Annotated in this window: 11 protein-coding genes; 9 read left to right on the top strand and 2 right to left on the bottom strand. The window is 40.7% G+C overall.

The features are described from left to right. Positions 1–50: 50 nt before the first annotated feature. Positions 51–1,118, bottom strand: coding sequence for a TRAP transporter substrate-binding protein (locus IUZ65_RS14650; protein ID WP_195704417.1), 1,068 nt, complete (start codon positions 1,116–1,118; stop codon positions 51–53). A 219-nt stretch (positions 1,119–1,337) separates the two neighbouring features. On the opposite strand from IUZ65_RS14650, the gene IUZ65_RS14645 reads away from it, so the two are divergent. The 9 genes from IUZ65_RS14645 (at position 1,338) to ilvN (ending at position 12,149) form a co-directional block, all read left to right on the top strand. Continuing rightward, positions 1,338–2,717 (top strand): cache domain-containing protein, encoded by a 1,380-nt coding sequence (locus IUZ65_RS14645; RefSeq protein ID WP_195704416.1) that lies wholly within the window; start codon positions 1,338–1,340, stop codon positions 2,715–2,717. Further along, complete coding sequence (locus tag IUZ65_RS14640) at positions 2,714–3,343, top strand: response regulator transcription factor (protein WP_195704415.1); 630 nt, start codon at positions 2,714–2,716, stop codon at positions 3,341–3,343. The genes IUZ65_RS14645 and IUZ65_RS14640 overlap by 4 nt, the downstream gene beginning before the upstream one ends. Positions 3,344–3,367: 24 nt before the next feature. Then, positions 3,368–4,294, top strand: a complete 927-nt coding sequence (locus IUZ65_RS14635; protein ID WP_195704414.1) for a LysR family transcriptional regulator — start codon at positions 3,368–3,370, stop codon at positions 4,292–4,294. Positions 4,295–4,424: 130 nt separating this feature from the next. Continuing rightward, positions 4,425–4,958 (top strand): phosphatase PAP2 family protein, encoded by a 534-nt coding sequence (locus IUZ65_RS14630; protein WP_195704413.1) that lies wholly within the window; start codon positions 4,425–4,427, stop codon positions 4,956–4,958. Beyond that, on the top strand, positions 4,955–6,001 hold the full coding sequence (locus tag IUZ65_RS14625) for an MJ1255/VC2487 family glycosyltransferase (RefSeq protein WP_195704412.1): 1,047 nt from the start codon (positions 4,955–4,957) through the stop codon (positions 5,999–6,001). Before IUZ65_RS14630 ends, IUZ65_RS14625 begins: the two co-directional genes overlap by 4 nt. A 481-nt stretch (positions 6,002–6,482) precedes the next feature. Then, a complete protein-coding gene (gene leuO, locus IUZ65_RS14620) occupies positions 6,483–7,445 on the top strand; it encodes a transcriptional regulator LeuO (RefSeq protein ID WP_195704411.1) in 963 nt (320 codons plus the stop codon). Between the two features lie 236 nt (positions 7,446–7,681). Beyond that, complete coding sequence (locus tag IUZ65_RS14615; RefSeq protein WP_195704410.1) at positions 7,682–9,499, top strand: AMP-dependent synthetase/ligase; 1,818 nt, start codon at positions 7,682–7,684, stop codon at positions 9,497–9,499. 437 nt (positions 9,500–9,936) lie between these two features. After that, positions 9,937–11,655: an acetolactate synthase 3 large subunit gene (locus IUZ65_RS14610; protein ID WP_195704409.1), complete on the top strand. Its 1,719-nt coding sequence runs from the start codon at positions 9,937–9,939 to the stop codon at positions 11,653–11,655. Continuing rightward, positions 11,655–12,149 (top strand): acetolactate synthase small subunit, encoded by a 495-nt coding sequence (ilvN, locus tag IUZ65_RS14605; protein WP_195704408.1) that lies wholly within the window; start codon positions 11,655–11,657, stop codon positions 12,147–12,149. The genes IUZ65_RS14610 and ilvN overlap by 1 nt, the downstream gene beginning before the upstream one ends. Before the next feature lie 630 nt (positions 12,150–12,779). Here ilvN and pykF read toward each other — a convergent pair. Beyond that, a complete protein-coding gene (pykF, locus tag IUZ65_RS14600) occupies positions 12,780–14,192 on the bottom strand; it encodes a pyruvate kinase PykF (RefSeq protein ID WP_195704407.1) in 1,413 nt (470 codons plus the stop codon). Between the last annotated feature and the right edge of the window lie 112 nt (positions 14,193–14,304).

Raw genomic sequence — 14,304 nt, 5'->3', positions numbered from 1 at the left:
CCTCCTTAGAAAAGCGCCAGCCTTAGGCTGGCATTTAGGGGTTTGAAATATTACTTACGTGTTGCACGCGGCAGGAACGCATTGGCTTCCCAAAGTGCATAGCCTTCTCTGAACTCACTCAGGTCTTGCCATACCTTGTTAAAGAATGGATCAGCACTGGTTTTTTCGTCGACAACTTCTAGCCAAGTGGATTCGAATAGGCTGAGCATTTCGTCATTCCAGTAACGAATTTCAACACCATTTTCTTTGGCTTTCTTCATCGCATCGAACTGTATGGCTTCACCTTCCGCTATGGAATACGTCATGGTAGCCATACAGGTAGTTTCAACCGCAGTTTGCTGAGACTCGTCCATTTTTGCCCAAGTATCTTTGTTAATGAGTAGTTCAAAAACAGTGGACTGTTGATGCCATCCAGGGAAGTAGTTGTATTTAACTATTTTGTGGAAACCTAAGCGTTGATCAATTGCGGGTTGAGAAAATTCAGAAGCATCAATGGCGCCTTTTTCAAGTGCACCAAATATCTCACCACCAGGCAGTTGAACCGTACCTACTCCCAGTTTTTCCATTACGGAAGCACCAAGACCGAAGAAACGCATGTTCAAACCTTTCAGATCTTCTGGTTTTTCAATTGGCTTCTTAAACCAGCCTGATGTTTCAGGAGAAATGATGGCGCATGGGAGCACTTTCACATTGTAGCCACCCTGATCATACATTTCTTGATACAGTTTTAGTCCGTTACCAAAATATAACCAAGCCATATATTCGCCAGCTTCTGGGCCAAAAGGTACCGCAGAAAAGAGTGCAGAAGCTGGGAGTTTGCCTTGCCAATAACCCGCTGTCGCATAACCTGAATTTACTTTACCAGTAGAAACAGCGTCTAGTATTTCCGCTGGGTTGACCAGCTTACCTGGTTCATAAATTTTCATTTTTATTGTGCCACCAGACATGGCAGTAATGCGGTCGGCGTACCACTTTATGGGGGTGCCTAGAGCCGGTAGATGAGTACCGAAAGCGACAGGGGTTTTCAGCAATATTTTGCTTGCCGCGTTAGCGCTCATAGTAAAACCAGTTGTTGCAATAGCAATAGTGGTCGCAAGAGCAATTTTATTCATGTTCATTCTGTTCTCCTTGTAGGGGACAAATTCCTTGTTAAGTCAAAATGTGAACATCTAATAGTTAAAATTGTTAAATTGATGTTACATTTGTGGTTAGTTTAGGTTGGATTGAAACTGTCGGATATTGGGGGAATTGCGCAATTCTTATCAGTGAAATTACGTAGCCAGAAAAAAAATACAGTAAAACTACGTACATATTGTTAATCCATATAAGGTGATGTAATGGAGTTTGTTAACAGTAGAAAACTGTCGATAAATATAATTTTGCTCTCAGTTTTGCCATTAATTATGGTCGTGGCGATTGTTGCTAGCTTATTGTTTAGTCAGGCAAAAACCCTTGTCGAAGATGAGGTCAAACTTACACGAAGTAATATTGTGACTTCAAAAAAACAAGAACTTAAACAGTACGTTGAACTGGCGATAAAAAGCATTGAACCTTATTACTTAGATTCAACGCTTGATGAGCAAACTGCGAAGCAAATAGTTTCTGAAAAATTGAGTCAGCTCACATATGGGAGTGATGGGTACTTCTTTGTGTATGACTGGGATGGCATAGCATTAGTTCTACCGCACCAGAAAGATCGAGTCGGAAAAAACTGGTGGGATGTCGAAGATTTTAAGGGCAAAAAACTACTTCAAGAGCTTATCTATGTCGCTAGGCATGGAGGCGGTTTTGTCGATTACTTTTGGCACAAACCTTCGAAACAAGAACCTTTACCCAAGCTTAGTTACGCCGTTTCTCTTGATAAATGGCGATGGATGGTTGGAACCGGTGTTTATTTAGATGATGTGGAAAATCAAATATCACACATGCAGAATGGCTTTGATATGAATGTAAGCAAAAGTTCGGCAGCATTGTTTGTTGTTGTATTTATTGCTGTATCGTTGGTTGCTGGTTTGGGAGCATCGTTAAACTTAAATGTGCGTAAATTAGCAAATGAGCAAATGAGTTTACTCAATCAACAGATTATTGAATCGCAAGAAAATGAGAGAAAAAGAGTTTCCAGAGAGTTACATGATGGTGTAAATCAATTACTCGTGGCAGCTAAATATCGCTTAGAAAACCTGCAAAAAGAGCCTGATGAGGCCCTTAAAGAGGGTGAGTTGCAAGCAAGTAAGCAAGCCATGGAACAGGCAATAGTAGAGCTGCGTAGAATATCAAGAGATCTCCGACCGCCTCAACTGGATGATTTGGGGTTGGTTGCGGGAATAGATTCTTATATCAATGATTTGCGTAGTCGCACAGAATTAGAGCTCATTTTCGAACATGATATTGATGGAATAAAGATGGTGCCTGAAGTAGAAACGACACTTTATCGTGTTGTTCAAGAAGCGTTGCACAATGTTGAGAAGCATGCGCAGGCAAAAGGTGTCGATGTTATATTGCAAAGAGAAGGCAAAAAATTACTTCTGACAGTGAGTGATGATGGAAAAGGCTTTAGTGTTTCAACGGATAAAAGGCAACAGTTTTTACGCCAAGACAGTATGGGATTACAGAATATGAAAGAACGAATTCAAGCGATTGGTGGAGAGTTTAGAGTCACCAGTAATCTCGAGGAAGGAACGGAAATTCGTGTGATGCTTAAGATGGAGTTTATATGATTAGCCTCGTACTAGCCGACGATCACCGTTTGATGCAAGATGGACTGAAATCTCGATTAGATAGAGAAGGTAACCTTGTTATTTTGGCCTGTGTTGGAACGGGTGAAGATGCTCTAAAAGTAACGCAAGAACTTAAACCCGACGTATTGCTACTTGATATAAATATGCCGAAGTTAAATGGTATAGAGGTTTTAGAAAGGCTTAAAAAAGCAGGTGCTCAAACGGCGGTGATTATGCTGTCTATGCATGATTCTAAAGACTATGTAATTCGTTCAGTAAAGGCGGGTGCGAAAGGATACGTGTTAAAGGATGTAGGCTCTGATGAGTTAGTGATGGCAATCAATCAGGTGGCAAATGGTCATTCATACCTAAGCTCGCAAGCATCCGATAAACTATTAGAACAGTTTAATGAAGAGCCGAAAGAAAAAGACGAAACGCTGTCAAAAAGGGAGGCCGATGTTCTTCAGGCTATTGTCAGTGGGGCGGGTAACAAGGATATTGCTGACACGTTACATATCAGTGTTCGAACGGTAGAAACCCACCGGCTTAGAATAAAGAAAAAACTTGGGGCTACCTCCACAGCAGGGCTCGTAATGATCGCTTTGGAAAAAGGGTTAATAAAGTAATGTGGGATTCCCTTTGGAGGCATCATGTCTAAACATCATCTGAATAGTCGCCAACCTATTTTAGATAAAATCGTATTCTTCTGTGCGGTTATCAGGACAGGGTCATTTAAAGCAGCCTCATATGAACAGGGATTATCGCCCGCAGCCGGTAGTCGGTGGGTGAAAGAGTTAGAAGAGATTATAGGCGTTGAATTAATAAAACGAAGTACTCGTCAATTGGTTGCGACGCAAGCTGGTCAAAAACTTTACCAGCGATTTAATGGTCTTTTACCTGACATAAACACAGCGATAGAAGAGGTGCAAAATTTAGCAGAAACCTTACAAGGCGAAATCAGGATTTCCTCAACCCCATTATTCGCTAAACAATACCTCACTGATATTATATCTCGATATATGCAGTTACACCCAAAAGTAGATTTTAAATTGTTTATTGAAGCAGGGGATTTTGATGCTCTAAACATCGATTTTGCGTTTCGAGCAAATGCGAGTTATTTGGGAGAACAACAAGTAGACTCGCTTTTGGTCAAAAGACATTTGCTTAGCGAACCACTCTATTTATGTGCATCACCAAGCTATTTGCAAAGTTTTGGCTCACCGGATAATCCAGAGCAACTAAAAAGCCATCGTTGCTTGTATGCTCGGACGTTACTTGGAGGTAATCGATGGTGTTTTGAGCTTGATGGTCGGCCAACTATCGTAACGATTAAAGATGCCTTAGAGTGCGATAATAGTGAGATTTTGCTGGATTTCTCCCTTCGTGGCGCTGGCATTGCTTATCTACCAGAGTCGATTGTAAAAGAACATATCCAGAATCAGAATCTTATCAGTGTGTTGGATAATTACCTTTGCGCGACTTTTGATATAAACATGTACTATCGACCAAGAAAACCAATGCCGGAGCGTTGCAGCCAGTTCAAATCATTTCTTATCGAACAATTCTCTTATCAATAAACCTGATCAACGTAGAACTCTGCAACACAATTAATATCAGATTGTCATCGTTTGTATAATAAATCGTCACTTCGTTGTCATTTAGATCGAATAAATTATTTGATGTAATGTAACCAGTGAGGACGACAATATGCGAACGATAGAGCCAATCGCTAGATTCGATCTAGCGATCTCTCTGTTCTTTCTACAGCATCGTTTCAGTCACGATGTTGCGCGAGTGGGTAAAGCTATTTCACATACAGGTGATGGTCACCTATACGTATTGATTGGACTGTCAGCATTACTCATAGATAAAGAGGCTGGCCATTTGTTTCTTGGTGTAGGTCTATTGGCTTTCGCGATAGAACTGCCTATTTACTGGTTAGTTAAAAATAGTATCCGTCGCAAACGGCCAGAAGCGCTGTCGAATCAATTAAATTCTTTTATTACCCCTTCAGATAGATACAGCTTGCCTTCAGGACATACTTCTGCGGCTTTTGTCATGGCGACGCTATTAGGACAATTCTATCCTGACTCTTATTTTATGGCACTGATTTGGGCGACACTGGTCGGCGCCTCTCGTGTTGTACTCGGTGTCCATTTTTTAACAGATGTCGTTGTTGGCGCTGCGTTAGGGGTTGGCTGTACAACGTTTGCGTTTCACTTGTTAGGCGTTCAGTTTTGAAAATTTTGTATGGTGTACAAGGTACCGGTAATGGCCATATTACTCGAGCTCGGGCAATGGCATATGCACTAAAAGAAAAAGAGGTATCGGTAGACTTCTTCTTCTCTGGGCGAAACAAATTAGAGTATTTTTCTATGGAGGCGTTTGGTGAATACCGCGCTAAGAAAGGGATTAGTTTTCTTACTGAGCAAGGGCGAGTTAATTATGTTAAAACGGCCTTAAATTGTTCTCCTTGGCAGTTCTTAAAAGAGATCAATGCACTGGATCTTTCTCGTTACGATTTAGTGCTGAATGATTTTGAACCTATTAGTGCTTGGGCTGCGAAGAAACAAAACGTGCCTTGTATTGGAATGAGCCATCAAAATTCATTCAGGTATGAAGTGCCCAAAAAAGGCAATAATTGGTTAGACAACAGACTTATCCAACACTTTGCTCCTTCAGATATCCATATAGGGTTGCATTGGTACCATTTTGACCAACCGATACTGCCGCCGATTGTTCATACCGACAAAGCCCATAAAGTTGAAGCGGGCAGTCAAGTGCTTGTCTACCTTCCATTTGAAAGTATTCATGACATTACCGATCTCTTGTTGCGCTTTACGGGTAAAACCTTTGTTTGCTACCACCCAGATATCAAAAATGAGCAGATGATCGAAAACATAGAGTACAGGAGACCATCATATACAGGCTTTCAAAAAGAGTTGCACCGTTGTCAGGGTGTGATAGCCAACGGGGGTTTTGAGCTTCCTTCAGAGGCATTATCGTTAGGAAAAAAACTGCTTTTAAAGCCGCTTTTGGGACAATTTGAACAAGAAAGCAATGTGGCGACGCTAGAAAACCTCGGATTGGCACACTCTATGGATTACCTGGATCCTACTGCGGTCAGAAATTGGCTAGATGTTGGTCAAGCTGAAATTGTGAAATACCCAGACGTAGCAAAGTATATTGTTGATTGGATAGTTGCCGGTAATTGGCAATCGAGTGACAAATTGAGAAAGTTTCTGTGGGAGCAGGTCGATTTTCCTAGCTACACCGCTATTTGAAGTAAACCCACTATCAGCAGTAAACGACCAGCAATGAGTTAGTGTGCAGATAGGTGAACGATATTTCTTAACAATCCTCATGGCGAAAAAAGCCAAAATGCTATTACTTTCTAATACAGAGTTAGGCAGAATTCATCCAGTTTAATTCATCAGACCAATTTCCCATCCACCGTTATTGCTTTTTTCATGCGTTTGCCGAATGATTTTCCTCAATTACATTACTTTAGATTATTTATATAATTTTAGGTTTTCATGTAACGACTTAAAAAATAAAGATATATTTTATAATGAGATAAAATAAAGTAATTATTTATAAAGGTTATTGAATTAACCTAACCTATTGACGGATAGTTGTATCACTCGGACAACAGGCAGTTGTTACGACAAGCATACTAACTACATTCTAGGTTCCTAACCCAGTGACAATCATGCAATAGCGATATTCACTAAAGCAACGTAGAAAAACTTATGAGGCACATAAATGCACAATAAATCCGAATCAAATAATGTTGCACCTAGCCACAGAATGGAATCTACGCTGAGAGGAGTTGACTTAAATCTTCTAACTGTTTTTGATGCTGTTATGCAAGAGCAAAACATTACTCGAGCTGCGCATAATTTAAATATGTCTCAACCGGCAGTAAGTAATGCGGTTGCCCGACTTAAGGTTATGTTTAACGACGAACTGTTCATGCGACATGGAAGAGGTATTCAACCAACGCAAAGAGCTCGTCAGTTATTTGGGCCGGTACGTCAAGCATTGCAATTAGTTCGTAATGAACTGCCAAGTTCTATTTTTGCTGCTCAAACTTCAAGCCGACTATTTAAGCTTGCGATATGTAGCCCAAGTGATGTGCGATTTGCGCCGAATATCTTAACAGGTATTGGAGAGCAAGCACCAAATATTCGCTTACACCTAGACGCTGAATTTGATGCCAACTTGAATGAAAAGATGCGTTTTCAAGAAGTTGATTTCGTTATCGATTATGCACGCTTTGAAGAGCAAGGCTTTTCGAGTACTGAAATATTTAATGACGAACTCGTTGTCGTGGCTGCGTCTTCGCATCCTAGAATTAGTGACGCTATCTCTGAGCAAGAACTGTTATCTGAAAAACATGCTAAGTTATCTAAACTGAATGGCATGCGTAGTTTTTCAGAACAAGCATACAAAGGCCTCGAATGCAGTGCTGCATATATGGGGACAAGCCTTAGCAATGTCCTTTATGTTGTGAGCCAATCAGAGTTGATTACAGTTGCACCTCGCTGGTTAGTAGAAAACCTGTCAGATAGACTCGATTTAAAGGTGATGGATTTCCCACTTGAGAATAATAAAATCGGTGGGTTCTTAAGCTGGCATGAGTCTAGTGAGAAAGACCGAGGTCATATCTGGATGCGTGATCAGTTAATGCTCATTTGTGGTGAAGAGGTCGCTAAACCAAATTAAATTCGCCTAAAATAAGAACAAAAAAGCCCCAATAAGAGAGAGTCTTGTAGGGGCTTTTTCAGCTCTAGAGCAACAAGAGTTTGACTTCAAAACCAATTAATTTATCCAGATAGTGCTTGATACACAAATTTGTCAATTTACCGTATCTAGAAGACCTTCATTTGTTGCCTTTTCCAATGCTAAATGTACACTTGTCGGCAGATTAAGCTTACATGTGTAAGCCAAAGGTAAATAAAATGGCCAATTTAGATTTTCATCTCGTAAAACGTATCAGAGAGCAAGTTGCAAAAGGTGGTGACAGAGTAGCGCTTCGTCATAAAGTTGCAAATGCATGGAAAGGCATCAGCTGGAAACATTTTGGTGAGCAACTAGATTTGTTGTCTCTCGCACTGTTGGCGCAAGGGGTGAAAGCTCAAGACAAAGTCGGTATTTTCTCAAATAATATGCCTCGCTGGACGATGGCCGATGTCGGCTCGTTACAAGTAAGAGCAGTAACGGTTCCAATTTACCCAACGAATACCGCAAATCAGTCCGCATTTATTCTTCAAAATGCTGACGTGAAAATTCTTTTCGTTGGTGAACAGCCACAATATGACGCAGCCGTTAATATTTTTGAAGATTGCGATGAATTAGAGCTTATCGTTGTTATGTGTGATGACGTTGATCTACAAGATAATCCACATGCAATTAAATGGGATGATTTTATCGCGAGAGGTTCACAAGAATACCAGAAAACCTTAGATCTCCGATTAGAGGAAGCGAATTATGAAGATCTATTTACTCTGATATACACCTCTGGAACGACAGGGCAGCCGAAAGGTGTCATGTTAGATTATTCGAATATGGCCTCTCAGTGTGAAGGTCATGACCTCAAGATGACATTGACGGAAGACGATGTATCGTTGTGCTTTCTGCCTTTATCACATGTCTATGAGCGTGCGTGGAGCTTTTACGTACTCTATAAAGGCGCAACGAATTGCTACCTGCAAGATACAATGCAGGTCCGTGATGCACTAGCTGATATTCGTCCTACTGTAATGTGTGCCGTTCCTCGTTTCTACGAGAAGATATTTGCCGCTATCCATGAAAAAGTGTCTCGAGCGCCTGTGCATCGTAAGATGATTTTTACCTGGGCTGTAAACATGGGGGCACGCATCGCGGTTTGTAAACAAGAGGGTAGAGAGCCTTCATTCATACTTAAAAAGAGCTTTAAGCTGGCTGACAAATTAGTTCTCGCTAAGCTACGTGCATTGCTTGGTGGTAACATTAACTTTATGCCTTGTGGTGGAGCGAAATTGGACGCAACAATCGGTCGTTTCTTCCATGCAATTGGCATAAACGTTAAGCTCGGTTATGGCATGACAGAAACAACGGCAACGGTTTCTTGTTGGGATGATGGGATATTTAACCCAGATTCCATCGGTACCACTATGCCTGGCGCACAAGTGAAGATTGGCGAAAATAGTGAAATTCTTGTTCGTGGTCCAATGGTGATGCGTGGTTATTACAAAATGCCAGAAGAGACAGCAGCAACATTTGATGAAAATGGCTTCTTGAAAACAGGTGATGCTGGTGAATTTGATGAAAACGGCTGTCTTTTTATTACCGACCGTATCAAAGAACTAATGAAGACCTCGGGCGGGAAATATATAGCGCCACAAGTGGTAGAAGGTGCTATTGGTAAAGATCATTTCATAGAGCAAATCGCGGTTATCGCCGATACACGAAAGTTTGTATCAGCGCTTATTGTGCCGAGCTTTGAATCGCTCGAAGAATATGCCAAAGAACTTAACATTAAATATCACGATAGAATGGAGCTGCTTAAACACAGCCATATTGTGGAAATGTTAGAGAAAAGAGTCGCTGAACTTCAAAAGGATCTGGCTAAATTCGAACAAGTTAAGAAATTTACATTGTTGCCCAAAGCATTTTCAATGGATAAAGGTGAGTTAACACCGACGCAAAAATTACGTCGAAAGGTGATTCACGAGCGTTACGAAGAAGAAATTGAAGATATGTATACAGATAAAACAAAGAAAAAAAATGACAAATAGCTCAATAAGCTAATGAGTATAATGACTTTGTGATTAAAGCCCGTTGAAGCGAAAAATTCAGCGGGCTTTTTTATTGAAGTAAAACCTAGTTGGTTGCTTTATGTGCTGCTAATGTTTCTAATGTTAGAGTTAATCTCTGATAAATTGAAGAATAATAGCGGATGGTCGTTTTTTGCTGTTTGCTCTTGATTTCAGCGACGATAAGATTGAAATTAAGGACTCAGTATTGAGGGTATGCCTTGTACTGATTCATGGATATATTGTGAGCTTTTACGAACTCCTAGAGGTTCTAAACAACTAAAGTTCAATATTTTAGGCTACGAATAAGCCCTAACTATGTAATACGACAATTAGTAGGTCATTGGTCACACACCAGGATACCACGAGCTTAGGGCTTATCAGCTGCAGCTAATTGGACGTATTAAGGAGAGAAAACAATGGAAATGTTATCCGGCGCGGATATGGTTGTTCGTTCGTTATTAGACGAAGGCGTTGAACACATCTTTGGCTACCCTGGTGGCTCAGTTCTTGACATCTACGATGCACTTCACGAGAAAAGCGATATTGAACACGTACTTGTACGTCATGAGCAAGCCGCTGTGCACATGGCTGATGGTTACGCGCGTGCGACAGGTAAAACCGGCGTAGTACTTGTTACTTCTGGTCCTGGAGCAACCAATGCGATTACAGGTATCGGCACCGCTTATATGGACTCGGCACCTCTCGTCGTACTTTCTGGCCAAGTACCCGGCACACTTATTGGTAATGATGCATTCCAAGAGTGCGATATGATCGGAATTTCACGTCCCGTCGTAAAGCATAGCTTCTTAGTGACTGATCCAAAGAAAATCCCTGAGATAATAAAAAAAGCATTCTATTTAGCATCAACTGGTCGTCCCGGACCTGTTGTTGTTGATCTCCCAAAGGATATGTTAAATCCACTGCTTAAGTTCCCATATGAGTATCCAGAATCAATCAAGATGCGCTCGTATAATCCCACAATGACTGGTCACAAAGGGCAAATTAAAAAAGGCCTAAAAACGTTGTTGGAAGCTAAAAAGCCCGTTTTATATGTAGGTGGTGGAGCAGTAATATCTGAATGTGACGAGCAATTAATTCAATTAGCGGAAAGACTGAATTTACCAGTGGTAAGCACATTAATGGGGCTAGGTGCTTTTCCTGGAACCCATAAAAACGCGTTGGGTATGTTGGGTATGCACGGGCTTTATGAAGCCAATATGGCGATGCACAATTGTGACTTAATCTTCGGTGTGGGTGTTCGTTTTGATGACAGAACGACAAACAATGTAGAAAAATATTGCCCAAATGCTAAGGTAATGCATATTGATATTGACCCTTCTTCGATCTCTAAGATCATTAGGGCGGATGTTCCAATCGTTGGTTCTGCTGATGTCGTTTTAGATGCGATGCTGAAACTTCTGGATGAGCAGAATGGTTCGAATGACGTAGAAGCTATTGATAGCTGGTGGAGTGACATCAATCAATGGCAAGCTCGTAGCTGTTTGAGTTATGAAAAGTCGCCAGATAAAATAAAGCCTCAAGAAGTGATTGAGACGTTATATAAGTTAACCAATGGTGAAGCCTATGTAGCGTCAGATGTGGGTCAGCATCAGATGTTTGCTGCACTTTACTATCCATTTGATAAGCCACGTCGTTGGATAAACTCTGGTGGTTTAGGCACGATGGGCTTTGGACTACCCGCTGGTATGGGCGTTAAATTTGCTATGCCGGATGAAGAGGTGGTTATTGTGACGGGTGATGGCAGTATTCAAATGAATATTCAAGAGTTGTCGACGGCTCTTCAATATGACATTCCAGTTAAGATCATCAACCTAAATAACCGATTTTTAGGCATGGTTAAGCAGTGGCAAGATATGATCTATCAAGGCCGTCATTCTTCTTCTTATATGGATTCCGTTCCAGATTTTGCTGCTATTGCTGAAGCTTACGGACATGTTGGTATTCGTATTTCTTCTCCGGATGAATTGGAATCAGAGCTAAAGCGTGCTTTAGATATGAAAGATAAGTTGGTTTTTGTCGACATCACAATAGATGAAACTGAGCACGTATACCCAATGCACATCAAAGGCGAAGGTATGGACAAAATGTGGCTAAGTAAAACGGAGAGAACCTAATGAGACATATAATTTCACTGCTACTTGAAAATGAAGCCGGATCTCTTTCTCGTGTTGTTGGTCTTTTTTCTCAGCGCGGATATAACATTGAATCGTTAACGGTATCTCCAACGGATGACGAAACATTATCGAGACTAAACATCACTACCGACAGTGATGACATGGTACTTGAGCAGATAGAAAAACAGTTGAACAAATTGATCGATGTTTTAAAAGTGCAAGAAGTGACCGAATATAACCACATTGAGAGAGAACTAATGTTGGTTAAGGTTAAGGCAAGCGGAACAGTGAGAACAGAAGTAAAGCGTACAGCGGATATCTTTCGTGGTCAGATAGTTGATATCACACCCGCTTTGTACACAATCCAATTGGCGGGTGACAGTGATAAACTCGATGCCTTTATTAGCACTATTTCAGATGTAACAGAGGTCGTTGAGGTAGCGCGATCTGGTGTTGTTGGTATTGTTCGTGGTGAGCGAGCTTTGAAAGCTTAATACGTTAAAACTTTCGCAATGAAATAAAGCCTTCTATCCAATAGAAGGCTTTATTTTTGAGTGAAACAAAATATTACCAATGCCGCTAAATAGTTGTTCAGAGAAATGGCCGAATGGAGTGAACATCAATAGGTATGGATACTTATTTCTTAATATTGCCGTCTCATGTTTAATCCGTAATAACGAGCGATTTGTCACATATTTGCAACAACTAGACTAAAGTATAATTTTAAAAATTATCTAAGCTACACTTATAGATAAACAGATTGATTGTTTTTTGAACGATTAGTTTGTTTTGGTAAAACGCGAGATCTTAGGTCTAGTAATAAAGTCATACAGTCTGGGTATATGAGGCACGGTATGTTGAACAAATCACTAGTAAGAGTAACCGTCGGAAGCTTGGTTATCCTTGGTATTAATATGAGTGCAATTTATTTTTTACCAATGGTTCTACTTTTAAATACACATCATAAAGAGTTTTTCGGATGGTAAAAATCGGGGGATTCCCCGATTTTTTATATCTAAGCTTCGTCAACATGTTATTTTTGTCTGCGACTTTAGTCTGATTATTTCCTTTGGCACAAAAAAAAGAGGGCTAAATAGCCCTCTTTTTAAATTCAATATTTGAATTTATAGTACGTGTACAGACGCGGTGTTTGTCGTACCTGAAGCAACGAGTGCACCAGAAACCATGACGACGATATCACCTTTCTTGCCAAGGCCAGTATTAAGCGCAAGCTCTTTACCGTTAACATAGAATTCGTCAGTGTTAGCGATTGAATCAACAACAACTGGACGAACACCTTTAGTAAGAACTAACTGTGCTGCCGTTTTCTCGTTAGTAGTAAGTGCAAGAATATTTGCAGTTGGGAAGTATTTACGTACTGAACGAGCAGATTTACCACCGTCAGTTGCAACAACGATAAGTGGAGCCGCTAGTTTTTCAGCTGTGTCTACTGCGCCTTTACATACTGCTTCAGTGATACGTAAACGTGGGCTATCTAAGCGATCACCGAGTTCAGCTTTTAGTACTCTATCTGTACGGTTACAGATTTGAGCCATAATTGTTACTGCTTCAACAGGGTATTTGCCTTTCGCTGTCTCACCAGAAAGCATTACTGCATCTGTTCCATCCATTACTGCGTTAGCAACATCGCCCGCTTCAGCACGAGTTGGGCGTGGGTTATTGATCATAGAGTCAAGCATTTGAGTGGCTGTAATAACCGTTTTACGTGCGCGGTTACATTTTTCGATCATCATTTTCTGAGCGAAGATGACTTCTTCAGCTGGGATCTCAACACCAAGATCACCACGAGCAACCATGATGCCGTCAGAGGCAGCAAGGATAGCGTCGAAGTTATCAACACCTTCTTGGTTTTCAATTTTAGAGATGATGTGAATGCTTTCGCCGCCGTTAGCAACGAGAAGCTCACGGATTTCTTTAACGTCTTCTTCTTTACGAATGAAAGAAGCCGCAACGAAATCTACGCCTTGCTCACAACCAAATTTAAGGTCAGCTTTATCTTTTTCAGATAGCGCAGGAAGCTTAACTGAAACGCCAGGAAGGTTTACACCTTTGTTTTCGCCTAGAGCACCGTTGTTAAGAACTTTACATTTAACATCAGCATCAGTCGTTGCAATCACTTCCATTTCGATTAGGCCATCATCGATTAGGATAGTGTCACCAACGGTAAGGTCTTTAGAGAAACCCGCGTAAGTTACAGCAACGACGTCTTTGTTACCAACAACTGTAATGTCAGTTGTGAAAGTGAATTCTTGACCAGCGACTAGATCAACGTCATTGCCGTTTTCTAGTTTGATAGTACGGATTTCAGGGCCTTTAGTATCAAGAAGGATAGCAAGTTGCTTACCTTTAGTTTCCATCACAGAACGGAAGTTTTTGATACGTGTGCCGTGCTCTTCGAAATCACCATGAGAGAAATTAAGGCGCATTACATTCATGCCAGCATCAACAAGTTGAGTTAATTTTTCTACAGATTCAGTCTTAGGGCCAATCGTACATACGATTTTGGTCTTTTTCATGGAAGATACTCTCCGGTAAGTATGTTTACATTTTAAAGTTTGGTTGTTGTTTAGAAGAACATAAGAAAGAAAATGACAACATTTTTGCTGCTATTTACATCAATCAATTATG

The sequence above is a fragment of the Vibrio sp. VB16 genome, assembly GCF_015594925.2.
Taxonomy (GTDB): Bacteria; Pseudomonadota; Gammaproteobacteria; order Enterobacterales; family Vibrionaceae; genus Vibrio.
This window is presented reverse-complemented; position numbering and strand designations above follow the sequence as displayed.

Excerpts from the sequence above, each read along its gene's own strand:
- IUZ65_RS14650 (WP_195704417.1), bottom strand. The coding sequence starts at position 1,118 with ATGAACATGAATAAAATTGCTCTTGCGACCACTATTGCTATTGCAACA.
- IUZ65_RS14645 (WP_195704416.1), top strand. The coding sequence starts at position 1,338 with ATGGAGTTTGTTAACAGTAGAAAACTGTCGATAAATATAATTTTGCTC.
- IUZ65_RS14640 (WP_195704415.1), top strand. The coding sequence starts at position 2,714 with ATGATTAGCCTCGTACTAGCCGACGATCACCGTTTGATGCAAGATGGA.
- IUZ65_RS14635 (WP_195704414.1), top strand. The coding sequence starts at position 3,368 with ATGTCTAAACATCATCTGAATAGTCGCCAACCTATTTTAGATAAAATC.
- IUZ65_RS14630 (WP_195704413.1), top strand. The coding sequence starts at position 4,425 with ATGCGAACGATAGAGCCAATCGCTAGATTCGATCTAGCGATCTCTCTG.
- leuO (WP_195704411.1), top strand. The coding sequence starts at position 6,483 with ATGCACAATAAATCCGAATCAAATAATGTTGCACCTAGCCACAGAATG.
- IUZ65_RS14615 (WP_195704410.1), top strand. The coding sequence starts at position 7,682 with ATGGCCAATTTAGATTTTCATCTCGTAAAACGTATCAGAGAGCAAGTT.
- IUZ65_RS14610 (WP_195704409.1), top strand. The coding sequence starts at position 9,937 with ATGGAAATGTTATCCGGCGCGGATATGGTTGTTCGTTCGTTATTAGAC.
- ilvN (WP_195704408.1), top strand. The coding sequence starts at position 11,655 with ATGAGACATATAATTTCACTGCTACTTGAAAATGAAGCCGGATCTCTT.
- pykF (WP_195704407.1), bottom strand. The coding sequence starts at position 14,192 with ATGAAAAAGACCAAAATCGTATGTACGATTGGCCCTAAGACTGAATCT.